The organism is Labilibaculum euxinicum, assembly GCF_963678175.1.
Taxonomy (GTDB): domain Bacteria; phylum Bacteroidota; class Bacteroidia; order Bacteroidales; family Marinifilaceae; genus Labilibaculum; species Labilibaculum euxinus.
The window spans coordinates 2472079-2496675 of record NZ_OY782756.1; the positions used below are offsets into that span (position 1 = coordinate 2472079).

Below are 24597 nucleotides of genomic sequence, written 5' to 3' on the forward strand. Positions count from 1 at the left end.
TTTATTTCCAAAATTATACCTCCATACTGACAATCCTATGTCAGTAGTGTTTGCAATATTGTTGTCAACGTTGGCAACATGCGGAGTCCGGGATTTTGAAGCTCCAACTTGTCAAACCGTTACAAATTTAAGTAAGTGTACAAAAGTTTAAATTATTCACGTCCCCCGGCTTACGTATATTGCGTGTTATGGGGTCGTTCTTATCCTATCTTTATTATTAATTTACCTACGGTTCTTGATTTTTCAATGTAATCATGAGCTTTAATTATATCGTTGAGTAAAAACTCTTTGTCAATTTTTACTTGTAGCTTATCTTCTTTCATTAATTTCAAGAGGTCTTTAAGTGCTACTTGATTTGGATGCACTGATACAAATTTTGCTTGTTTATATCTTAACATTTCTTTTATCATTGTTCCTGTTGGAGTTGTTCCTATATAAACTCCTTTCGCTTTTAATAGGTGTTTAGTCTTTTTATAAGATGCATTAAAGACAACATCAAAAATAATATCGAAGGTAGATGTACTTTCTAAGAAATCTTCATCTTGATAACTAATCGTAACGTCGGCTCCCAGCTGTTTACAGAAATCTAAATTCTTGGTACTTGATATACTTGTAACCTCTGCCCCGTATGCTTTTGCTATCTGTATTGCTAAATGACCAACTCCACTACTTCCTCCATTAATTAATACTTTATCTCCCTTTTTTAGACCTCCTAATTTCAAGAGTGCCAGCCAAGCTGTTGTTCCAGCCATTGGTATTCCAGCTACCTGATTAATTGGAATGTTATCAGGGATTTTAACTACACTATCTGCTTTTACAACAATATATTCACTAAAAGAACCTCCTTCAAAATTACCTAACAATCCAGCAATTTTATCCCCTAAATCAAACTCCTGTAAATCATAGGACTTTTCTATTACTTCACCAACTACATCAAACCCTTGTTTTGTTCTTGGTTTTATTAAACCTGAGACTAGCCTAAAATCTCCCTTGCGATTTTTCCAATCAATTGCATTTAAAGAAGAGTAGTATATTTTAACAAGCAAGGAATTTTTCTTTCCAATTCGAGGTTTGTCTACTTCATCGACTTTTAATACACTACTATCTCCGTAATTACTGTATAAAACTTGTTTCATCTTTTGTTTTTTACAAATATAGATTCAAGATTTAATGTAATTCTTGGTATATACCAACTAGTCTATTATCACTTTGTTTAATAGTTTTGAGAAATTTGTTGGATTTATACCTAAAAAATTAGCAATATCTTTATGGGGTATGGAATTAATAAGGTGTGCATTATATCGCATGAAATCTTTATATTTTTCCTCGATAGAACAAGTTGACTGTTTAATAAACCTATCTGTTATATTGTTTACTAACCCCATTAGTGCTTCAATTAAAAAATCTTGGATATCTTTATACTTAGCAGTTTGATCAATAAACCGATCATATGATATTCTATAGAACTTGCTGTCCGTAATGCATTCAAAATAGTACTTCGATGGTTTTTGTGTTAGAAAAGATTCAGGAGCGCAAGTAAAATGATTGTCTTGAGTAAATGAAATAATGCATTGTTTTCCATCAACTAAATAATAGGCTTTTTGAACACCTGATATAGTAAAATATAAATATTTATCTTTTTTTTCGGGTATAGATAAAATAGATTTTTTAGCGAACGAAACAATCTCCCATTGAGCAACAAAGTCATTAAGAGCAGTAATAGACACCTTATGTGTATCTGTTATTATTTTTTTAAGTTCTTCCATATTTCAATTTCAGTTAATCGCCTCTCCGAATGCACTACAACGGCTCGAATATACGTAGTGCGGGATTACAAGACACTTCACTATCAAACCGCTACTTTGTTTATAAAATGCTTTTAAGTTTAAATTTACCAAATTGCCCCGCATTACGTATATTTATTGTTATGGCCTGGCCTTTCTATCACCAAACGTTTTTATATAGTTCAAAATTAATCTTCCACGTATTTTCTGAAACTTTTTATCATCAGGATTTAAAACTCTATCCCTTAATTTCATAAAAGGTTTCTCAATCAAAACATGTAAAGTCAATCCTCCAATTAAGGCACCTAAAAGACAAATCCAGAAAACATTTTGTTGAATAAATCCATTATCCATGTCTTTTGATATGATTTTAACGAAGTGATAAATCTGTTTGTGAGTCAAATAAATAGCGTAGGATAATGTTGCAATAACAAAAGTAAATCTAGATTTTAACTTATATATTATGCAAGTCGGACTTATTGCTCCAACTACAATAAAACCATAAGCTAATGAAATCAATGGCAATCCATAAATCATTGCTTTATATGAGATTAAGTTTTGACAAACTTGATAAGCAATCACAAATAGAATAAGCCCAAATAACAAGACTATGTTCCCATATTTCGTTAGGAAATCTTGCACTCTTGGTTTGAAATTGAAAACTGATGCAATCATAACACCAATGATTAACCCATCCATTCTGTTATGACTAGGATAATATACTTTCTCAAGAAGCCCTTGTATCATAAGTCTCCTACTACCGCTGTCAATATATGGCTGTACAAATTCATTCCAATTATGAATCCTGATTAAAATCCCAATTCCAATTAGTCCAACCATTAAATACGGTGTTAGCTTTTGCAACCGACTTTGGAACATCAAAATTATCGTAATAGGTAAAAGTAGATAAAACTGTTCTTCTACGCATAAAGACCATGCATGAGAAAATGTTTTCTGTGTTGGAGTATCTAGTCCAAAATTCTGAGTAAATGTTAAGAATCTCCATAATGGTGGTAATCCTGAACCTTCTCTTAAACTGCCGATTGAAAAATACAAAATCAGGACTGCTAAATACGCTGGAATAATCCTAAAAAATCGTTTTAGATAAAATCTCTTGAAATCAATTTCTTTTTTGTCTTTGAATTCTTTTAGTAGTTGAAATCCTATCAAGTATCCACTAAGCACAAAGAACAAATCTACACCAGTCCAACCAATCTGTTGAATTGGCTCTAACCATGAAGGAATCCCTCTACCATAATGAAAAATCATTACAAGTAGGATTGCAATTGCTCTCAAATGGTCTAATCCATGTAATCTATTGGAGTTGGAACTAAATATCTTAATCATTCAAATTTTATTGTATTGCACTTCGGCTCTAGGCTTGGGCATAACGGTCACTTGTATGTGGTCGGGCGAGATTTCGAAGAGAGATCCTGTCAGACCCGCAGGAAAGTGGACGCAAGGTCTGACTTGTCAGACCGCTAAGTCCCCCGCCTGCCATATACAATTTGTTATAGCCCGTTATTTTTATTTCATTTTTCATGTTTTAAAAACCAATCATATATTTCAGTTTCAGGATATACTAACCAATGAATCGAATGACCAACATCTTTTTCTCTTGTATATTTGATTTGGTTATTTATTTCGGATAGTTTGGTTATCAAATAATCTGTTTCTTCAACTGGAACAACATTGTCTGATTCTCCATGAAAAGCCCAAATAGGAATGTTTTTTAAATTTTCAATATTTTCAGAAATATAATCCATGTGTCTGGTGAAACCACTCATTGGGGCAATTGCAGTAAATTTGTCAGGATATTTTGTTGCGAGATACCAGGTTCCAGAACCACCAAGACTAGCTCCTGTTAAATAAACTCTGTTTGTATCAATCCTGTATTTTTTTATCAAGTCAGAATAGAAATTTTCAAACCAGTTTTCAGTCGACCAGCGAAGATGTTTTGGACATTGTGGAGCAACAACTATAAAAGGGAAATTGCGTCCTCTATAAATTTGGTCAAATGGTCCCGAACTATATAAATCAAGTGTATCTTTTCCACGAACAGAGCCTCCATGAAGAAAAATTAATAAAGGATATTCTTTAAATAAATCATTGGCATAATCGGCTGGTAAATAAGTAATGTATTTGTAAAAAACTGTTTCCGGGGATTGATTAATGCCATTTTTGAATGTTATTTCATACTCTAAATTGCCTTTCTCATTCCAATATTTACAAATACCATTTAATTGCCCATTACTCCAGTTTTTTTCAGATTCTATAATCCCAGTGTTGTACCATGAAACGGCTAATCCGTCTCTTAGTCCATTTTTATATTTGGCATCGTAAATAAGCTGTCCATTCTTTGACCACTCTTTGTAATTTCCTTGTTTTGTATTTGTTCGGTAATTACATTGAAGTTCCTCTTTTACCTTTTTATTGAAATTTGAGTAAGTTGCATCCATTTGAACCTGTCCGTTTGGATAATAATCTTGGACATGAATCAAATTGTTTTTATCCAATTTTTCAATTATTCGTTTGTAAACAACCGTATCGTATTTTGAAATCGAATATTGCAAAAGAAATGTGTCAATCGTTTGGGCTTGCAAACCAATCGAAGTCAAAATCAGGATTATTATAGTTGTTAGTTGCTTCATTTATAATGGGCTATAACGGTAAATTGTATGTTACGTAGCGGATTACGGTGCGATTGTCTGTCCGCTAGGACTGAGACAATCGGGGCGAGAATTCGCCCCACGCAAACCACAGCCACCGCTATGAAATATACAAAATGTTAGCGTGCGTTTTTATTTCTCGATTATCTAATTTCATTTGAGTAGGACACACATTAAAATCCATATTTACCATTTATTAAAAGTACTTTTATTCTTTCTTTGTCAAATTGTCCTTGTATTATGGTATAATAGTTACATATTTTATCCACGGATTTACAATCCTGACATATTCCGGTTTTTGTACACGGTGTCTTTTTGTTTAGTCTTTTTGCATCAATCGGTGCAGCGATATTTTTTATTCGCGAGATTGCTTCTTCATCATTTTGAACTATTTTATTTGTTCCACATACAAGAAACACTCGTTTGGGACCATAAATAATTGGAGCAACTCGGCTTCCGTTCCCGTCTAGATTAAAGATTTTACCTTCGAGCGTAATTGCGTTGATTCCACTCAGAAAAATATCAGCCGAAAAATTATCCCTATAGAGTTGCGACCTTTCTTCTTTGGTAATATCAGGCTGATATTTATCGAGAAAACGAATACTGCTTTGACGCAAATAGTCGAATAATCCAAGCTGTTCAATTGTCAGTGAGTCTCCGATACCCACAGTAATACCTGGTTTCAAATTGTCAATAACGAAATTGATCAGGTCGGTTTCTGATGAGAAATAGATTCCTTCAATTCTATTCTTTTTTAGTGATTTGATAAGCTGTTCTATTTTTTCTTTCTCCATTGTATTAGTCCAAGTTGCTTATGCTGTTTTAATGTCGCAGTTTAAGTGATTAATTCTGACTAACGTCAAATTTTGTTGTTTTTATCTTGTATCTCTTTATTCATAACACTTTTAGCTTTATTTGTCTCTGAAAATTTTCAAAAAAGTGCTAAAATTTTGTCGTTAGCAACAGTATTTAATAAGCACTGGAGAAATAGATAATTTGCGTTTAAATCTATTTCGGAAGTGCTTATGTGGCGAATGCATGCTAACGTTCAGTATAAGAATAGTAGCCGATTGCGTGGCACTTTCCTGTCAAGTTACAAGAAAGTTGAAGCGGGCTACAACCCTTGAATTTACTACTGTCTCGGCTATTATTTTTATACATTGTGTGTGCCTTGAATGGTAAATTTAATAAAAGTTCTTTTATAATGTTAAGTTTTATAAAAGAAAGTCCAGAGGGTGCAAGTCCCTTATGCACTGGGGTGACTCCTGGAAGCATCAGCAAGTGGCAAGGTGGTTTGGGGTGACCCATGCACTGAAGTAAGCCAACCGGCAAAAGTCTGAACTGACGAACAGGAACGGGATACGAGGCATTGTTATCCGGGTAAGTAGCCACATCACTGCAAAGCCCCACGAGTACCAAAAGGATAGCGATGTAGATTCCGCAGGATTAGATGGAAGGACATTTACCTTACCAAGGGAGATCTCATCAACCACGAGTTGGTTATGGTGAGAATTGGAGCGACGCGGAAATCGCGAATTCCCATGGAATTATTTTATGAGCAACTCAGCAGAGGCCATAGTAGCTGTAAGACCATGAGCCACAAATAGAGATTGCGGAGGACTCACAGAGCAGTGAAGGGCTGAACGTTAAGTTGTTCCAAATGTTGCAAAGAAGCTGTTTTTTTACAACTCTAGCTTTGTGTTAAGCGGAACAGGGAAAAGAAAAAGTAAACTAAAATGATTGAACAAATACTTACACGCAAGAATATGGTGCTGGCGATGCATCAAGTCCAGAAGAACCAAGGTTCAGCAGGAGTTGATCGTATGCCCGTGACTAAACTCTCAGATCTGATGTCAATTGACAAAGCGCAACAGGCTCAGGTATTGTATATGGTCCCGATCCTCGGGAGAAGAAACCCGAAAAGAAAAGGCGAAGCCTTATCCGTTTGGGCGTTCAGCAAGGACAAGCCTATGCATGGTCTCGTTCACGCAATGAGGAACGAATTCATGAATGCCCATAAAAATAAGTATTTATGAATCATGGGGGGATGGGCTACGGCGAAGCCCTCTCGAATACCTTACTATAAAATGATTTTATGAGTCATTGCTCAGAGTCCTATTTTGGTAACTACTATTACTCTTGAAAGATTGCGGAAACGTGGTTATGAATCTATGCTCGACATTTACAAACAAATCACGCCTGTTCGACGTGATTCCTTATTCCCCATAACTTAATCCCGATTCCTCGGGACCGTATACGAGACCCGCTTGGTTTATGCTGAGCTTGCGAAGTATCTGGTGGTGTGAAAGCCTCTCCCTGCTAGTGATTACTAGCGGGGCGGGCTATTCGATTGGCTACAGTTTTTCCTTAAGTAGATTCTCTTCAATAAAAAGTTTATTTGCTTTACTTTTCTTATTATCAAGCTCTTGAATAAAGTCATTTACATCATCTAAAATTGAAAAGTATTCAAGAGAGTCAAGAGAGTCAACCAAATCCTCAAAATCACCCGAAGTTAGGTTTCTAGGATTACTTTTAAACTCAGAATACAAATTATCAAAGACCTGTAACATAAGGTCTCTTGATTGCTCGCTATCATCTATATGATTGGCAAGTGATACTTTTGCACTATTATTGCCTAATTTCACAGCAACTTCTAAATACTTTATGTTTTCACTACTTCCATTTTCATATTCAAGAGCTAGGTTATATGCATTTGTATCGTTTGGTTCTTCTTCATATGCCTTAAATGTATATTCTGTAGATATTTTAGAATAACCTGCACAGTCAGCATAGTATGCTATTTTCGAATACCTTGATGGAAAGTACTTAATCGACAGTTCCATTGCTTCTTTATAGTTATTACTTTCTGCATGTATTGTAATCAAAGAGTCAACAACTTCTTTAAGGCATTCATCTTTAATTGTAAATCCTTTAGATAGCAAATTGTTAATATCCCTTTCAGTCTCTTTTACAACCCGTTTATATGGAGTAAGTACCTCATTACTGAACGGACTAAATTGCTCTATCTTGAGTTGAGTATCGTTTTTTATTACTTTAATAGTAATAATTTTGTTTTTATCAATTTCCGAAGAGATTTTTATTTTGTCAGTCTTTAAGAAACCTTCAGGTGATGTTATGGTTATTTTCTGTAACATCTTCTTATCCCCTGAGACATATAATGGCAATTCAATTATTTGTTGATTATTCCTTTGTACGGTTAGTTTTTCTGAAATTATTTTAAAATGAGGAATTTCTTCTCCTTGAGAAATTATTGGGAAATAAATATCATTTGTTAGTTTTATGGAAATTGTCTCACTTACAATTGGTGCTATAGGCGGTGTATTTAAACCATTTGCAAGAACTGAATTTATTGCTGTACCCTTTGACACCTGTGATTGAAGGTCATTTGGGATTAGAATTTTGGAATTGGTAAATTTATCTTTTATTGAATTAACTATTATTGGATTTTTACATGAACCTCCAATCAGCAAAACATTATCAATATCATCATAATCCATTTTTGCCTTTTGCAATGCTGAATCAATTATATAAAATATTGAATCACCACTATCAACTTCTGTAGTAAATCCTTGCATTACCTCAATAAATTGATTAAATGAAATTGTTTGGGCTTCAAATAGATAATCATTTCCCTTGTACTTAATTGTTATTATTTCTTCGCAAAAAATGGAAGCATCGGGTAATTTGTTACGTTTAGCTTTAACTAGTAACTTACTAATTCTATCGCAAACGCGAATTTTTAATGCTTCTGCAGAGGCCTTAAATTTAGGTTCGAAAATTTCAACATATTCAATATCAGTTATTGTATCAATGTCTATGTCGAATTCTTCACAAAACTCAGGAAGTATTACTTGTTTGGCAATTTGTTTATCGATATCATCCCCACCCAATTTCTCAAATTTCGATATAGCAATATTTTTTGAATAAAAGCCATTGTTTTTTTTACCAAATTCTAATATGGATATATCACATGTACCCGCTCCAAAATCAAAGACAAGAGTGTATTGTCTGTCATACTCTTCAATTGATATCTTATTTTCAATTTGATTTTCATAGAGAAAACTTAAGAAGGCGGCGTTTGGTTCATCAATGAAAAGATTTTCATGATATGAAAAACCTGATTCTTCAATTGCTTTTAATAATTCGTATCGTTGATTCGCCTCAAATGAAGCTGGAATACTTATACAAAGATTTAAGTTTTGGCTATATCCTTTATTCTGTATGTAGGATTCAATTATCTTTTTAAGATGTTTAAAAAATTCCTTTGTTGCATGCTTTGGATTTAAAATTGAAATATCAGAGTTAGTATCATTTAATAGAGAGTTGGTATAAATATTTCCTTCATCCTTACCCAAATGTATTTTAAAAGATGACCAATAGTTAACACCTTCAATTGTTGCTATATTATACTTTCTGTTTTTTGCTTCGAAGCCATATAGTAAATTATTTTTATTGTCATCATAATATATTACAGAGGGAAACAAATGACTCTTCTGAATCCCTAAATTGGCTAATTCGAACTCAATTGGGATGGTATTTATATCAACCCCATTTTCCTTGAAATCAACAATGCTTATTACTGTAGTAGAGGTGCCAAAATCAATACCAACAAATGTGTTATTTTCGATTATATAAGGTGGTAAAAAGTAATCAAATCCACCTAATTTAAATTCCATTTTATCGGAATATGGAAATACTGCTTCTTTTGTTCTCTTTGAGTTAATTGATTTAATAACTTCTTTTAATCCTTCTATAACATTTAAAAATGCAGCATCTTCGTTTTCCCAATTTTTACTATTAATTGGTTTAGCGTCAGTAGGTAAACATTGAAGTATTTCAAATTCTGATTGTTTCCAATCACAATATCTAAGAATAATTGGTACAACAATGGCTTTATTCTTCTTGTGTAGTTCGATAGCTTTTTTTACCTCAATCTCATAACAATACTTTGACCCCATGAAATCAGGGCTAATTAATAATAAAATTAAGTCGGATTTTAATAAATTCTCACTGATTTTTTTGTCCCATTCATCACCAGCCTTTATTAATCTGTCGTTCCAACAAGTAATATAACCTGTTCTTTTAAGCATTGACAAATGAAGTTCAAGCTTCTTTTTATAGGCTTCATCAGCATGGGAGTATGAAACAAATACGTTAATCATTTTATTATTATTTAAGTGGTCTATTGATTTGGTAATTCCTTTATTCGCAAATGGCTGTTAAATTGTATCCAACGATTGTGAATGTGTAGTTACATTTATATTTCTTTTATCGATCATAGAGTGGTGTAAGTGTATATGTGTAGTTTACGTATCCTCAATAAGGCCATCAATTGGATTCTTAAATTTAATAAAGTCTTTATTAGAAACATGGGTATATATTTCAGTTGTTTTAGAACTTCCATGACCCAACCATTCTTGAATATATCTTAAATCTGTTCCTTGTTCTAAATGATGCGTAGCAAAACTATGGCGCAAAATATGTGGGTAAACACGTTTCTTAACTCCAGCTTTTTGGGCTGCAGATTTTATAACATTTGATATACTCTTTGCACTGTAGGGTTTATTATTAGGTCCTTCAAAAACCCAGTTGCAAGGCGTATGCTTTTTATAATATTCTCTTAAGAGTAACAAAGTTGATTTAGCGAGTTGAACATATCGATCTTTTTTGCCTTTACCTGCTATTATCTTTATAAGCATTCGGTTGGAATCAATATCCTTTAACTCCATATTAATAGCCTCACATCTTCTCAATCCACAAGAATAAATTAAAGCAATTAAGCTTTTGTGTTTTATATTATTTGTAGAATTGATCATTGCTGCAATTTCATTTTTACTTAAAACATTTGGTAATGATTTTTCCTTTTTAGGTCTATCCACTGCAAAGTATAGTTTTTCCCTACCTAATACTTTCTCATAATAGAATTTTATCGCGTTAATTCTTTGATTCTGTTGGCTAACAGACATTTTTTGTTTTTCTATTAAGCCAAGAATATAATTGTTTATATCTGTAGAAGTCAGTTCGTCTAAATTTTGATCTGTAAAAGCAGATTGAAAATCCCTAAAATATTTCGAATAAGTTTTAATCGTGCTTTCACTATATCTTACCCGAATCAGTTTTTCCAGGTAATCTGCAGGCAATATTTGTTCTGTACTTTTGTCTTTTTGTTTTTGGGGCGGAATAATTATTTCTGCAATAGTTGAGAATACCTCCTTAAACTTCCTGTAATCGAAATCTTTTCGGGCTATCCACCAGCACTTTTTCGTTTGGCTCCATCGGGTAGGGAAGCTCACCTTTAATAAATTCACAATCTCTGTACTGTAGTCGAACTGAATAACTACATTTTTTTTATTGCGATGCGTATCGGCCGATGGGTGGATTTTTATGCTCATTTACATGCTCTTATTAGAGGTTCACTAAATTATAAAATGAATATTGTTTAACAAAGTAGAATCATGTTAAATAAGCAAGGAAATAAGCTGATCTTTTTCACCGGAAAAAACAAAAAAAAACATCCCAAAACTCACACTTGGGATGTTTCCTTTCTTTAGTTGTATGTAGTAATTAAAAAAAAATGATTCCAATTGCTTGAATTGGTATTGCTATGGGCCTTTTTTGTATTCCAATCGCAAATAATATACACCTATCGGATAATTTGATTGATCTATCGGTACAAAAAATCATCTATCTGGCAATTTGAATAGTCTATCGGATAATTTGATGTCCTATCGGCTAAAAAACCATCCTATCGAAAAAGAGATCAACAATCGCAGGTGTTTCAGCTACTCTTCAGTTTTTTTTGATTCATTTCTTTCCCGTCCTTTGCGCAAATAATCACTCGAATACCTCTTTTGTTTCTCTTCGTCGTTCCAGAAGGCGTACTTGCCATAGGCACGAATTTCGTCGACCAATTGCTTCAGGTAAGTGTAGGCTCGGTCGCGCATTAGTTTTTCAGGTCGGTTTTTGCTGTTTTTTACTCCGTCAACCTTGTTCATCAGGTCGAAAAGCTCGTGCGAGAGCTGTAAGGCACGCTCGGTTTTTGTTGTATCAAAAAGGATGGCTTCCAAAGGTTCAGGATGTTGTCTGGCAAAAGCGGGGTAGTCGCTCAGGTCCTGAATTAAATCCATGTGGCTGTTGCCATCAAGAATGTTTTGCAGTTTTTTCAGAATATCCGGATGGTTTCGGTAGGCAAACTGAAAATCATACTTTAATTCGCGTTGCAGCAGGCTGGCTTCCTCAATTTTTTCTTCCCACTCTTGTGTGCTGGTTAAAGCCGATTCGTAAACAGCAGTCCAAATCGATTGCTGTTCCTGCAAAAATTTAGCTCTTGGTGCAAGCTCATTAATTGTATCCTCGCTGAGTCCTTTTGCCAAAAGCTCTTCTTTGTCTTCCAGGGCATATTGGTGAAGTACTCCGGCCTCGCCAATGGCAATGGCTACTGGGATGGCAGTCGAAACAATTTTGTCTTCAGAAATTTCAAGAACCAATTCATTAATTGTTTTTGTTGCAGTTGTATCTGTCATTTTTTTAAAGTTTTAGGGGTTGAATAATCAACCTGGTTTGTATAAATAATCATTTGGGGTTCTGAAAGTAGGAAATGTATGTTAATAATAAAAATTTATGTGAAATAATTTTTAATTTATTTTATGATATTATTACAAAGCCTCTGAGTTTTAGATAGTTTAACTGTAATTTTTTATTATGGATAATTGGTGTTCTGATTTTTCTTTTTTTATAAGGAGTAATTGTGCAGATAATAAGCTGCCCAAAGCTGTAAATTCATCCATCTAAAATCAGGTCATCTTACCGTCTTAAACTGAACATCTGTTCAAAACAGCACATGTGCCAATGTTCGGGCGTGCAGAAATGAACACCTCCGAAATCGTTTTAAATCCCATTTCCTGAAAACCTTTGCGTAGGCTAATGATCAGGTATTCAAGATGTAGTCGAATAGAATGATTCTGAATAACAAGAGTGTGAAATTCTTGGCATCCCTCTTGGTTAGAGAGATTCCCAAATAGTCATCTTTTCAGACTAAAATGATTAAAACCTATAAACTAAAATATATGAAACGTCCGTGCCAAATCTATTTTTGACACACAAGGAGATGAGTATCCTTGCATGGTAAGTTCCATATGGCAAAAACTTTAAATTATAATCATATGAATAACCTGGAATTTTTTTTAGACAAATCAGCACTGGTCGGAAACGAAAATCAGATTCTGTCTTCTGAAGAATTTAAAAACCTCTTACAAAAGGAAAGCTTTGAATACATCGATGTTCCAAGTTTTAGTCAGTTAAAAGATATACAAGCCGGAGAAGCGGGAATCAAAAATGCTCTTATCGAAGTTGATTACGCAATTGCGGAAACAGGAACGGTTGTTATTGATAGCATCAACGAAAATAAACGTTTGGCAACCTGTTTGGCCGAGAAACTGTTTGTTGTGATGCCCATAAGTAAGCTGGTTGCTTCGTTAAACGATGTAGCTGATTTTATAGAAGAGAGAACTTCGGATATGGGGGGTTATGTTGCTTTTATTACGGGTGCCAGCCGAACAGCAGATATTGAGCGTGTTTTAACGGTTGGAGTGCACGGACCAAAAGAGATGGCAGTTTATATTGTAAACGATTTATAAGTAGAAGCGATGAATATACAAGATAAAATACAGGAAAAAATAAACGATGAGGTTTTGTATAAAAACCTGAAAGGTTTTGCAACAGCCTATAAGGCTTCTAAGGAAAATGCTTATAAGGGCTTGGATTTTGAAGCGCTTCGAACAAGGGTTCATGATATAAAAGACCGTGACCTAAACAAGGTAATGGAACAATTCCACCTGTTTAAAGCGAATGTTGAGAAGCACGGCTGTAAAGTGTTTCAGGCAAAAACAGGCGGGGATGCGTGCAAATACATTGCTGATGTAATGAAAAAGCACAATGCTAAATTCATGGTGAAGAGTAAATCGATGACTTCGGAAGAGATTTTACTCAACCATTATATAGAGAAGGAGGGACTGCAGCCAATCGAAACCGATTTGGGAGAGTGGATTCTGCAGTTGGCCAACGAGCATCCATCGCACATGGTAATGCCGGCCATTCATAAAACCAGACAGCAGGTTGCAAAGATATTTTCTGATTATACAGGAGAGGCGGTAGATCCTGAAGATATTAAAGCAATGGTGGAAATTGCACGCAGATTTCTTCGCGAATCTTATTTTAAAGCAGGTGTTGGAATGACAGGGGCGAATGTTGCCGTAGCCAGTACAGGTACAATTGGTTTGGTCACCAACGAAGGAAATGCCCGATTGTCGTCTACCGTGCCTCCTGTGCACATTGTTTTGGTCGGATACGAGAAATTGTGCGACGATTTTAATCAGGCTTTGGATATTGTTCGGGTATTGCCGAAAAGTGCTACCGGACAAACCATAACATCATATACTACATGGATTAAAGGGAGAGTTCCATCTCATAAAAATGAAGACGGCGTAAAGGAAACTCATTATGTGTTTTTGGATAACGGACGTTTGGCATTTTTCGAGCATCCTAAGTTTAAAGAAGCACTAAAGTGTGTGCGCTGCGGTAGTTGTGCCAACATTTGTCCGGCTTACGAAATGGTAGGCGGTCATGTTTACGGCGATCGTTATATCGGTTCAATTGGTCTGATTTTAACAGCCCTTTATCAGGGCGACGAGGCTGCCAAAGATATTCTGAAAATGTGTATCGGTTGTCGTGCCTGTTCTTTTAATTGCCCTTCGGGCATTGATTTGCAGGCTTTAATTTCTGATTTGAAATTGGTTGTCGGCAAAAAATACGGCATCAACCCTATCAAGAAAAAAGTATTTAAAAGCTTGGTTGCAAAGCCCGGTAGAATGAAGTCTGTTTTGAGTTTAGGGGCTAATTTCCAGTTTCCGTTAACGAAAACCAATCCATCAAATCAGGAAAAAATAATAGGGACTATTCCAATGCTGCCTAAAGAAATGGATTTCAGAAAATTTCCGGCTTTGGCTTCAAAAACCTTTAGCAAGCGTTTTTACAAAGATGGATACGATCAGTTTTCATCCGAAAGAAAAGTATTCTTCTATCCTGGTTGTGCTATCGAATATTTTTATCCTGAAATGGGACTGGCCATGGTCAAACTGCTTCAGAAGAGTGGATTTCAGGTTGATATTCCTAAAAAAGCAGCATGTTGCGGCATTCCTGCCATTGCATCGGGCGATCCCGAAAATGCAAAAAGCATGATTTACAATACTCTTGATAATTTACAAGAACCTAAAGACTATGAAGCTTTGTTGGTATTGTGTCCTACTTGTGGGGGAGCCATTAAGCATGAGTTTCTGGATTTCACCAAAGAAGATCCAAACCGTTACAAAAAAGCGGCTCAATTGGGCGATATGGTAACACCAATCGGGAAGTTTTTAGAAAAAAACAACATCCGCTTTAAAGTGAAAGGGAACAAGAAGGTTACCTATCATACACCTTGCCACGATTCCAGATCACTGGATTATTCTGCAGAAGCTTTCCTTTCCAAATTAATCGGAAAACAATTTATTCCATTAACCGACAGCAATGTGTGCTGTGGTTTTGGAGGAACTTACTCTCTCGACTTTGCAACCATATCGAACGGAATATTAACCAAGAAAATAGAAAATATTGAGGCAAGTAATGCTGAGATATTGGTTACCGATTGTCCGGGATGTGTAATGCAGATTAACGGAGGTTTGATGCATAAAAAAGTGCCTGTTAAAGTGCTTCATCTAACCGAATTTATTGAAAAGTATGTTGAAATCATCGGGAAATAAAAACAATGGATTATGGACTTCAATAATGATAAGGTTGATATCAATAAAAGTCTGGAAGCTCTAAAACAAAAGCTTATGGACCTCGACGTTTTGATGCGCACTAGTGCAATGAACGGAAATCTTAAAAAATTGGACAATTCAATCATCGAAAAATACAGTAGATCTAACCCGTTTACTACGATCACTAATACAATTTGTAACTAAACCTAAACTATTTTTTATGGATGCATTATTAGCTTTTTCGCCTATTTTATTAACCATCGTACTGATGGTTGGCTTCAATTGGGGAGCAAAAAAGGCTTTGCCTTTATCACTGCTGCTATCGGTGATTGTTGCTTACACAGTATGGGAAATTGATATATTCCACATCATGGGCTATTCAGTTTTTGGATTTCTGAAAGCATTGGATATTTTAATCATTATTTTTGGTGCGATTCTCATTTTAAATACCATGAAGTTGTCGGGAGCTATGGCAACGATTAATAATGGATTTAACGGAATTACCACCGACCGAAGAATTCAGGCCATTATTATAGGTTTCATGTTCGGTGCATTTATTGAAGGTGCAGCCGGATTTGGAACGCCTGCCGCCTTGGCCGGTCCTTTGTTGGTCGGACTCGGATTCCCTCCTTTGGCCGCAGCAATGGTTGCTTTAATTTACAATTCGGTTCCGGTTCCTTATGGTGCGGTTGGTACTCCAATTAGTGGAGGTGCAATGGTAACTCTAGAGCAAAATTTAACTGATATAGGTGCTAATGCCGATGTATTTAAAATGGCATTAACCAAATGGATTGCAATTCCGAATGCATTGGTTGGTATCTTTATTCCTTTGTTGGGTATCATGATTATGACCAGGTTCTTTGGAAAGGAAAAATCGATTAAGCCTGCATTGGCAGCAGCTCCGTTTGCAATTTTTGCCGGTTTGGCTTTCGCAATTCCTTACGTATTAATCGCTTCAACTCTGGGACCCGATCTTCCATCATTACTAGGTGCATTTATTGGTCTTGGAATTATCATTTTTGCGGCAAAAAGAGGTTTCCTTATGCCTAAAACGCCATGGGATTTTCCTCCAAAATCAGAGTGGGAAGAAAATTGGAAATCTAATGATTCCAATGGTGATACCGGTGAAGCAAAAATGGGATTGGTGAAAGCATGGATGCCATATGTATTAATCGCCGTTATTTTAGTGGTGACCCGTATTCCGTCTTTAGGTTTAAAAGGATGGTTGGCCTCTCAAACACTAACTCTTTCGAATCTTTTTGGTATTGATGGGTTAACGTACGTATTGAAGTGGGCTTATTTACCGGGAACAATCCCTTTTATTTTGGTAGCAGTGATCACAAATTTCATGCATAAAATGCCATTAAAACAGGTTGTTTCTTCCTGGAAAACAACTTTCAAACAAATTACCGGTGCTGCAATTGCCTTATTTGCAGGTGTTGCTATGGTTCAATTGATGTTGAAATCGGGAACGAACGGAGCCGGAATGGATAGTATGCTAACCACTATGGCTACAGCTATTGCTGATTTATCAGGAAATGCTTATCCAATAATAGCACCTATCGTTGGTGTTTTAGGATCTTTTATGTCTGGATCGGCTACGGTTTCCAATCTGCTGTTTGCTTCACTTCAGTTCGAAACGGCTACAATTTTAGGGATACCTCAGGTATTAATTGTTGCAGTTCAAACCATTGGTGCGGCATTAGGAAACATGATATGTGTAAACAATGTTGTTGCAGTTTGTGCAACCGTTGGTTGTATTGGCGCCGAAGGAACCATTATAAGAAGAAATTCAATACCAGCCTTAATTTACTATTTAATGGTAATGATAATTGTTGTTGTTTTGATTTCATCGGGCTTTAATCCACTGCCATTGTAAAATATTGGAACCAAATTTTCAAGGAATTGAAAATTTGGTTCATTTTTAAAGACTGAAAACGTACATTTGTCATACAAGTTACCAATTTAAGATTCTACTATTATTTGAATACTTGATCATAAAATCAAAAAAAGATGCTTACAGGAGAATATAAGAAGTTCTATCATGAGATTAAAGCTACAATAGAAACTTCACGTTTGTATACTGATGAAATAAGAAATTTGGCGTATGGAACTGATGCTGGTTTTTATCGATTAATCCCTCAGATTATTATTCGGGCAAAAGATGAAGCTGAAGTACAAAAGGCTGTTATTTTAGCTAACAAGTATAATTTGCCGGTTACTTTTCGTGCAGCAGGAACCAGTTTGGCAGGTCAGGCAATTACCGATTCTATTTTAATTATTGCAGGAAAACATTGGGAAGATTTTGATGTCCTTAAAAACGGCGAAGCAATTCGTATGCAGCCGGGTATGGTGGGCAGTCGTGTAAATAAGGTTTTGGCACCTTACGGAAAAAAACTCGGACCAGATCCAGCATCTATTAATTCTGCAATGATCGGAGGTATTGTTATGAATAACGCCTCGGGTATGAATTGTGGTACTCATGAGAATTCTTATAAAACAATCCTTTCAGCTCGTTTAATATTTGCCGATGGTACCATTTTAGATACCGGGGATGCTGCAAGTAAGGCTGATTTTAAAAAGACACACGGCGATTTTATCCGCCAAATTGAAGAGATACGCGATAAGGTACGTGCAAACAAAAAGTTGGCCGACCGTATTCGTTACAAATACAGTATTAAAAATACTACTGGTTTAAGCATTAATCCTTTTATCGATTATACCGATCCTTTTCAGATTATCGTGAATTTGATGGTGGGATCAGAGGGTACTTTGGCTTTTATGTCGGAATTAACCATGAAGACTGTTGTAAATCATAAATTTAAGGCCAGTGCAATGATATACTTTAGTGATATCGTTACAGCTTGTCAGTCGGTGGTGACCATAAAGCCCGGTCCGGTACACGGAGCTGAGATGTTGGATAGAGTTGCTTTGCGATCCGTTGAAAATGCCGATGGCATTCCTCCGTTTATTAAAGATTTCCCTGATGGTGTAACTGCTATTCTGGTAGAAACATTGGCCAACAGTAAAAGTGAATTGAATGCCAATATTAGTGAAATTAAATCGCTGTTGTCGGCCTACGAAACGGTTCGCCCAATCGAATTTACCGATAAACCAGAGGAGTATTCTAAATATTGGGATATCCGAAAAGGAGTATTTCCTGCGGTTGGTGGTTTAAGAGAAACAGGTACTACTTGTATTATCGAGGATGTAGCTTTTCATATCGATGATTTGCCAAAGGCAACTTTAGATTTGCAGAATTTGATTGCTAAATATGGATACAAAGATGGTGTGATTTACGGTCATGCTTTGGAAGGAAATTTTCACTTTATCTTCAATCAGAATTTTGATAAACCCGAAGAATTGGAGCAGTATAAAAGCTTTATGCACGAGGTGGATGAATTAGTGATTGACAAGTACGATGGTTCGCTGAAAGCAGAGCATGGAACGGGCAGAAATATGGCTCCGTTTGTAAAACATGAATGGGGCGAAGAGGCTTATCAGTTGATGAAAGATGTAAAGCAACTTTTCGATCCTAAGAATTTATTGAATCCGGGCGTTATTATTAACGAAGATCCGGAGTGTTATACTAAGAATTTTAAAACACTTGCGCCTGTTCACGAGTTGGTTGATAAATGTATTGAATGTGGTTTTTGCGAGGTAAACTGTTTAACTGCCGGTTTTACCCTATCTGCTCGTCAGCGTACCGTTGTACAGCGGGAACTAAAACGTCTGGAAACTACAGGAGAGGATCCGGAACGATACAAAATATTGAAGAAAGGATTTGATTATCTTGGTGAGCAGACTTGTGCCGGGGACGGCTTATGTGCAACGTCCTGCCCTGTAGGTATCGATACCGGTAAGTTCATTAAATACCTTCGGTCCTTAAATGTGGATACTCCGCGTGCTTTTAAAATCAGTCAGAAAGTTGCTGATAATTTTTCAACGGTTGGTTCTACTATTCGTGGAGGTTTAAAATTCGTGAATGGTGTTCATACGGTGATGGGTTCTACTTTACTTGGAGCTGTTGCCGGTGGTTTTAGAACCTTAAGCGGAAATAACATTCCCTTGTGGACTCCAGCTATGCCGAAAGGAGCAAATGCACCAAAACCAAAACCTATCAACAAGGAGAATCCATTACGTGTGGTTTACTTTCCATCGTGTATTGCACAAACCATGGGACCTGCAAAAGGAGATCCTTACAAGGAGCCATTGCATATGGTTACCCAAAAGTTACTTGAAAAAGCAGGTTACGAGGTAATTTTCCCTGAAGGAATGAGCAATTTATGCTGCGGTACTCCATGGGAAAGTAAGGGCTTGATCAAGCATGCCGATCAGAAATCATCTGAATTGGAAGCTGCTTTGGTAAAAGCTTCTGAAAATGGAAAATACCCTGTTTTATGCGATACTTCTCCATGTTTGTACCGAATGAGAAGAGTGATGGATAAAACATTAAAGCTTTATGAGCCGGTTGAATTTATTCATGAATTCTTAATGGACAAATTGGACTTTAAAAAGGTAAATGAGGTTATTACTATTCACTCCACTTGCACGACTACTAAGATGGGACTAACTCCGGCATTAAAAACAGTAGCCGAAGCTTGCGCACAGCACGTAGTGTTGCCCGAAGAAGTTGGATGTTGCGGTTTTGCAGGAGACAGAGGTTTTAATTTTCCGGAAGTAAATAAGTACGCTTTGCGAAAACTGCATCCAATTATTGAGAAGGAAAAGGTGATTGCAGGTTATTCCAACAGTAGAACCTGTGAGATTGGCTTGAGTACAAATGGCAGAGTACCTTACATGTCGATTATTTATTTGGTGGGCCGTGTAACAACAAGAAAAACCGAAGCAGTTAATTACAAGAAAAAGAAGGCGAAAAAACAGGTGGCTGCAATTTAATGTCCCGACCGTTATTCGTTGTAAGATTATAAAAGGATTAAATTTTTTTACAAGCTGAAAAAAAGAAAAGAAAGACTTGATTGCCATTTTCAGTTTGTAGAAAAATCCTTGGGAAGGATAGTTTAGTTCATATTTGAAAATTAAAAAAATATGCTGACAGGAGAATATAAAATTTTATATGAACGATTGCTGAAGTCAATTGATAAGAACAGAATGTTTCATGATCCTCTTCATACGCTTGCATGGGGAACCGATGCGAGTTTTTACAGACTGATACCTAAATTGGTAGTAAAGTCGAAAAGCGAGGAAGAAGTGAGTTTAATTATGCGGGAATGTCATAATTTAAACGTACCGGTTACTTATCGTGCTGCAGGAACCAGTTTATCGGGGCAGGCAATCAGCGATTCTGTTTTGGTGGTTGCGGGAGAGCATTGGAAAAAGCATACGATACTTGATAATGGAGAGAAAATTCGTCTTCAGCCAGGTATTACGGGTGCCCGTGCAAATGCTTTGTTGGCACGCTACGGTAAGAAAATCGGACCGGATCCGGCTTCTATTAATGCTGCGATGATTGGTGGTATTGCTGCCAATAATGCATCAGGAATGTGTTGCGGAACTTCTGAGAATTCCTACAAAACAATCGATTCTATCCGTGTAATCTTGCATGATGGAACCGTTCTGGATACCTCCTGTAAGGAAAGTATTGCTTCGTTTAAAAATACTCATTTTGATATGCTGAAGGGCATTAGTCAATTGGCCGCAGCTATTCGGAAGAATAAGACTTTGGATGCCCGGATTCGTGAGAAATTCAAAATGAAGAATACAACCGGTTACAGCCTGAATGCTTTGGTTGATTACAAGGATCCGATTGATATTTTAACTCACCTTATGATTGGTTCTGAGGGAACCTTAGGATTTATTTCAGAGGTGGTTTACAGAACGGTAATTGAGCACAGGCACAAAGCAAGTTCGTTAATGATTTTTCCTGATATTGAGAAAGCCTGCCGGGCGGTTTCAATTTTAAAATCGGAGCCTGTTGCTGCGGTTGAATTAATGGATAGGGCTGCATTGCGTTCGGTTGAGAATGATGCAGGAGTGCCTGCTTATTTAAAAACACTTTCGGTTGGTGCATCGGCTATTTTAGTGGAAACCAGAGCGGGCGATGCTAAAACACTAAACAAGCAGATTGAAATAATTACAAATTCAGTTCGGGATATTCAGGTGGAATTGCCCATTGAATTTACTCAAGTTCCGGCAGAATTTGCAATGCTTTGGAAAATCCGTAAAGGTTTACTCCCTACGGTTGGCGGTATGCGTAAGGTTGGTACTACTGTTATTATCGAAGATGTTTGTTTTCCGGTACCAAAGTTGGCCGAGGCAACTTTAGATCTTCAGGACTTGTTTAAAAAGTACAAGTATTCGGAAGCGGTTATTTTTGGTCACGCTTTGGAAGGTAATTTACATTTCGTATTTACTCAGGATTTTGGAACCCAACCGGAAATCGACAGGTATGCCAAATTCATGGATGAATTGGCTGAATTGGTTGTTGGCCGTTACGATGGTGCTCTAAAAGCAGAACATGGTACCGGACGAAATATGGCTCCTTATGTTGAAATGGAGTGGGGGACAGATGCTTACAACCTGATGAAGGAAATCAAGGCCATCTTCGATCCTCATTTTTTAATCAATCCGGGAGTTATCCTGAATGCCGATAAACAAGCTCATTTAAAGGATTTGAAACCTCTTCCTGCTGCTCACGAAAAAATAGATCAGTGTATGGAGTGTGGTTTTTGCGAACCATCATGTGTATCACACAACTTGACTTTAAGTCCGCGTCAAAGAATTGTCACCTACCGCGAAATTACCCGTCTGAAAGCCTCAGGAGAGACTCCTCACGAGTTAGCCGGTATGGTAAAACAATTCGATTACGAGGCCTTGCAAATGTGTGCTACCGATAGTTTGTGTGCGCTTAGTTGTCCTGTGAAAATTGATACCGGCAAACTGGTTAAGGAACTTCGGGCGGATGATGCATCACCAAAAGCAAAGAAATATGCCATGTGGTGTGCCGATAATATGGATAAAGTTCAGTCCTATGCTAAAGTGGGTCTGAATACTGTGAATTTCTTTCACTCCATACTTGGATCAGGCTTGATGGGTGGAATTGCTGGTAGTGTAAGAACTTTATCAGGAAATACAATTCCTCGCTGGACTAAGGCTTTTCCAAAAGGATCACCCAAAATTGTGCCTCCTTCAGTAAATAAGGGCAATCCTAAAAAGGTTGTGTATTTCCCATCTTGTATCAACAGAAGTATGGGCGTATCGAAAGATTACGACGAAAAGGTGGCTTTGACCATTAAGATGGAGAAGTTGATTAAAAAGGCAGGATATGAAATTATTTATCCTGAGGATTTAAACAACCATTGTTGTGGTATGGCATTTTTGAGTAAAGGCTTTAAAGAAGCTGGAATGAAAAAATCCAATAATTTGGAAGCCGCTTTGAAAAAAGCAAGCAACAACGGGGAATATCCAATTCTCTGCGACATGAGCCCTTGCTTGTATACCATGAAGGAGAATATGGAGTCGAGATTGAAACTATACGAACCAATTGAATTCATAATGGATCATTTGAAAGATCATTTGAATTTTAAACAACTTGATGAAACAGTTTCAGTATTTGCAGTATGTTCTGCTAAAAAATTAGGTGTGGAAGATAAGCTGGTTGATCTGGCTAAACTATGTGCTAAAAATGTTGTTAAGCCTGACACAAATTGCTGTGGTTTTGCCGGAGACAGAGGTTTTACTCACTCCGAATTGAATGATCATGGTTTACGGGATCTGAAAATTCAACATCCTGCCGAAGTTAAGCATGGCTATTCAACAAGCAGAACCTGCGAAATTGGTTTGACATTAAACAGCGGCGTTTCTTATCAATCAATAGTTTATTTGGTTGATAAGGCTACAACAGCAAAAAATTAAATTTAATTAATCGTTATTATTTAGATAGTTATGATCATTGTAAACTAATGATCAGGTTCTGTCTAGTGCCTAAAAATCTGAATTATGAAAAAAATATATCTATTGATTATCGGACTTCTTCCATTGGTTGGAATGGCTCAGAAAGCTGATGAAGTAAAAGTTAAGTTAAGCGGTTTTGTAACTGCAGAAGCAATATTTGATTCAAGAAAGACTGTTAATACCCGCGAAGGAGATGTAATTCTTTACCCGGCAGCAAAATCTTTTGATGCGAATGGTGACGATTTAAATGACCGGTCAGAATTGTTTATGACTACCATTCATTCACGACTAAATGTTGGTGTTACAGGTTTCGAGGCTTTTGGAGCTAAAGGATCTGCTACAATTCAAGGTGATTTCGTGGGTACTTCGAATGATAAAATTGGTTTATTTCGTTTGCGACATGCATTTGTAAAATTAGATTGGGGAAAAGATGAACTTTTGGTGGGTAAAACCTGGCATCCTATGTTTGTAACCTCTTGTTATCCTGATGTATTGCATTGGGGTGGAGGTCTGCCGTTTAATGTATTGGGAAGAGCTCCTCAGTTTAGATATACCCGCAAATTAGGAGACAAAGGTTATGCTTTTATTGCTGCATTATCCGAAATGGATTTCAAATCCAACGGACCAGATGGTGCCGATGTAAAATATGTGCAGCAGGCCAGTATTCCTGAATTTTCAGCTCAGGTTAAGTACGATTTTGCGAAAGGATTTACTTTGGGTGCAACAGCAGGTTATAAATTCTTAAAGCCTATGGTTGTGAATTCAGCAGGTTTAAAAACCGACGAAATGTTGAGCAGCTACCAAATGAATGCCTGGATGACAGTTAAAACGGATAAATTGGTTTGGAATTTGCAAACGATCTATGGGCAAAACATGTATAACTTTGTGATGATAGGTGGCTATGGTGTGAAAGGTGTTAAGGCCAATGGTGATTACGAATACACAAATGTGAAAACATCTTCAATTTGGTCTGATTTACATACAAGAACGGGTAATGTACGCTATGGACTTTTTGCAGGTTATACCAAGAACTTAGGTGCTGATGATAATTTGGCAATGAATGGAAGTAGTTTTGTGGGTTTGTATAGCCGTGGTTCAAATATTGATTATATCTATCAGTTTGGTCCCAGAGTTGAATTTCATTCGGGAAGTTTCATGATTGGAACTCAAGCATTATATACTGCAGCAGCTTACGGAACAACTCAAATTAACGGTAAGGTGGCAGATTCAAAAGAAGTGGGAAGTACTCGTGTAAGTGTACATTTTAAATATTCATTTTAAGAATATAAAATGAAATTAGGAAAGTCTGTTTTTCAATTTTAAGTGTTTAGGAAACAAGTTCGTCAAAGAATAGGTTCCTTAATTTACAATTAGCTTCGGTTTATAATCGGAGCTAATTTTTTATTATATATA

The 24597-nt window shown here is 36.4% G+C and carries 16 protein-coding genes; 8 read left to right on the plus strand and 8 right to left on the minus strand.

What is annotated here, in order from left to right; translation table 11 throughout:
- Window positions 1-200 precede the first annotated feature (200 nt).
- The 5 genes from ACY0M5_RS09910 to ACY0M5_RS09930 all read right to left on the minus strand — a co-directional run bounded on the left by ACY0M5_RS09910 (window position 201) and on the right by ACY0M5_RS09930 (window position 5247).
- Window positions 201-1136, minus strand: a complete 936-nt coding sequence (locus ACY0M5_RS09910) for an NAD(P)-dependent alcohol dehydrogenase (RefSeq protein ID WP_124994593.1) — start codon at window positions 1134-1136, stop codon at window positions 201-203.
- A 57-nt stretch (window positions 1137-1193) separates the two neighbouring features.
- The gene (locus tag ACY0M5_RS09915) at window positions 1194-1766 is read right to left on the minus strand and encodes a Crp/Fnr family transcriptional regulator (RefSeq protein WP_124994592.1); all 573 of its coding nucleotides are present in this window, start codon (window positions 1764-1766) and stop codon (window positions 1194-1196) included.
- A 159-nt stretch (window positions 1767-1925) separates the two neighbouring features.
- On the minus strand, window positions 1926-3131 hold the full coding sequence (locus tag ACY0M5_RS09920) for an acyltransferase family protein (RefSeq protein ID WP_461631643.1): 1206 nt from the start codon (window positions 3129-3131) through the stop codon (window positions 1926-1928).
- A gap of 185 nt (window positions 3132-3316) precedes the next feature.
- Window positions 3317-4435 (minus strand): prolyl oligopeptidase family serine peptidase, encoded by a 1119-nt coding sequence (locus tag ACY0M5_RS09925; protein WP_461631644.1) that lies wholly within the window; start codon window positions 4433-4435, stop codon window positions 3317-3319.
- A 191-nt stretch (window positions 4436-4626) separates the two neighbouring features.
- Complete coding sequence (locus ACY0M5_RS09930) at window positions 4627-5247, minus strand: lactate utilization protein (RefSeq protein WP_461631645.1); 621 nt, start codon at window positions 5245-5247, stop codon at window positions 4627-4629.
- Between the two features lie 942 nt (window positions 5248-6189).
- Here ACY0M5_RS09930 and ACY0M5_RS09935 point away from each other — a divergent pair.
- Window positions 6190-6489: a hypothetical protein gene (locus ACY0M5_RS09935; protein WP_461631646.1), complete on the plus strand. Its 300-nt coding sequence runs from the start codon at window positions 6190-6192 to the stop codon at window positions 6487-6489.
- Window positions 6490-6807: 318 nt separating this feature from the next.
- Here ACY0M5_RS09935 and ACY0M5_RS09940 read toward each other — a convergent pair whose 3' ends face one another.
- From ACY0M5_RS09940 to ACY0M5_RS09950, 3 genes are all read right to left on the minus strand, one after another.
- Window positions 6808-9636 (minus strand): Hsp70 family protein, encoded by a 2829-nt coding sequence (locus ACY0M5_RS09940; RefSeq protein ID WP_461631647.1) that lies wholly within the window; start codon window positions 9634-9636, stop codon window positions 6808-6810.
- Between the two features lie 144 nt (window positions 9637-9780).
- On the minus strand, window positions 9781-10782 hold the full coding sequence (locus ACY0M5_RS09945; RefSeq protein ID WP_461631648.1) for a tyrosine-type recombinase/integrase: 1002 nt from the start codon (window positions 10780-10782) through the stop codon (window positions 9781-9783).
- A gap of 474 nt (window positions 10783-11256) precedes the next feature.
- Window positions 11257-11997, minus strand: coding sequence for a hypothetical protein (locus ACY0M5_RS09950; RefSeq protein ID WP_461631649.1), 741 nt, complete (start codon window positions 11995-11997; stop codon window positions 11257-11259).
- Between the two features lie 639 nt (window positions 11998-12636).
- On the opposite strand from ACY0M5_RS09950, the gene ACY0M5_RS09955 reads away from it, so the two are divergent.
- The 7 genes from ACY0M5_RS09955 (at window position 12637) to ACY0M5_RS09985 (ending at window position 24465) form a co-directional block, all read left to right on the plus strand.
- A complete protein-coding gene (locus tag ACY0M5_RS09955; RefSeq protein WP_461631650.1) occupies window positions 12637-13110 on the plus strand; it encodes a LutC/YkgG family protein in 474 nt (157 codons plus the stop codon).
- Between the two features lie 9 nt (window positions 13111-13119).
- Window positions 13120-15270 (plus strand): L-lactate dehydrogenase (quinone) large subunit LdhH, encoded by a 2151-nt coding sequence (ldhH, locus tag ACY0M5_RS09960; RefSeq protein WP_461631651.1) that lies wholly within the window; start codon window positions 13120-13122, stop codon window positions 15268-15270.
- Window positions 15271-15282: 12 nt separating this feature from the next.
- Window positions 15283-15474, plus strand: a complete 192-nt coding sequence (locus ACY0M5_RS09965; RefSeq protein WP_156196185.1) for a hypothetical protein — start codon at window positions 15283-15285, stop codon at window positions 15472-15474.
- A gap of 16 nt (window positions 15475-15490) precedes the next feature.
- Window positions 15491-17149, plus strand: a complete 1659-nt coding sequence (locus ACY0M5_RS09970) for an L-lactate permease (protein ID WP_156196184.1) — start codon at window positions 15491-15493, stop codon at window positions 17147-17149.
- 134 nt (window positions 17150-17283) lie between these two features.
- Window positions 17284-20169, plus strand: coding sequence for an FAD-binding and (Fe-S)-binding domain-containing protein (locus ACY0M5_RS09975; RefSeq protein ID WP_461631652.1), 2886 nt, complete (start codon window positions 17284-17286; stop codon window positions 20167-20169).
- A gap of 150 nt (window positions 20170-20319) precedes the next feature.
- Window positions 20320-23145: an FAD-binding and (Fe-S)-binding domain-containing protein gene (locus ACY0M5_RS09980; RefSeq protein ID WP_461631653.1), complete on the plus strand. Its 2826-nt coding sequence runs from the start codon at window positions 20320-20322 to the stop codon at window positions 23143-23145.
- Between the two features lie 84 nt (window positions 23146-23229).
- Window positions 23230-24465 (plus strand): hypothetical protein, encoded by a 1236-nt coding sequence (locus ACY0M5_RS09985; RefSeq protein WP_461631654.1) that lies wholly within the window; start codon window positions 23230-23232, stop codon window positions 24463-24465.
- Window positions 24466-24597 lie beyond the last annotated feature (132 nt).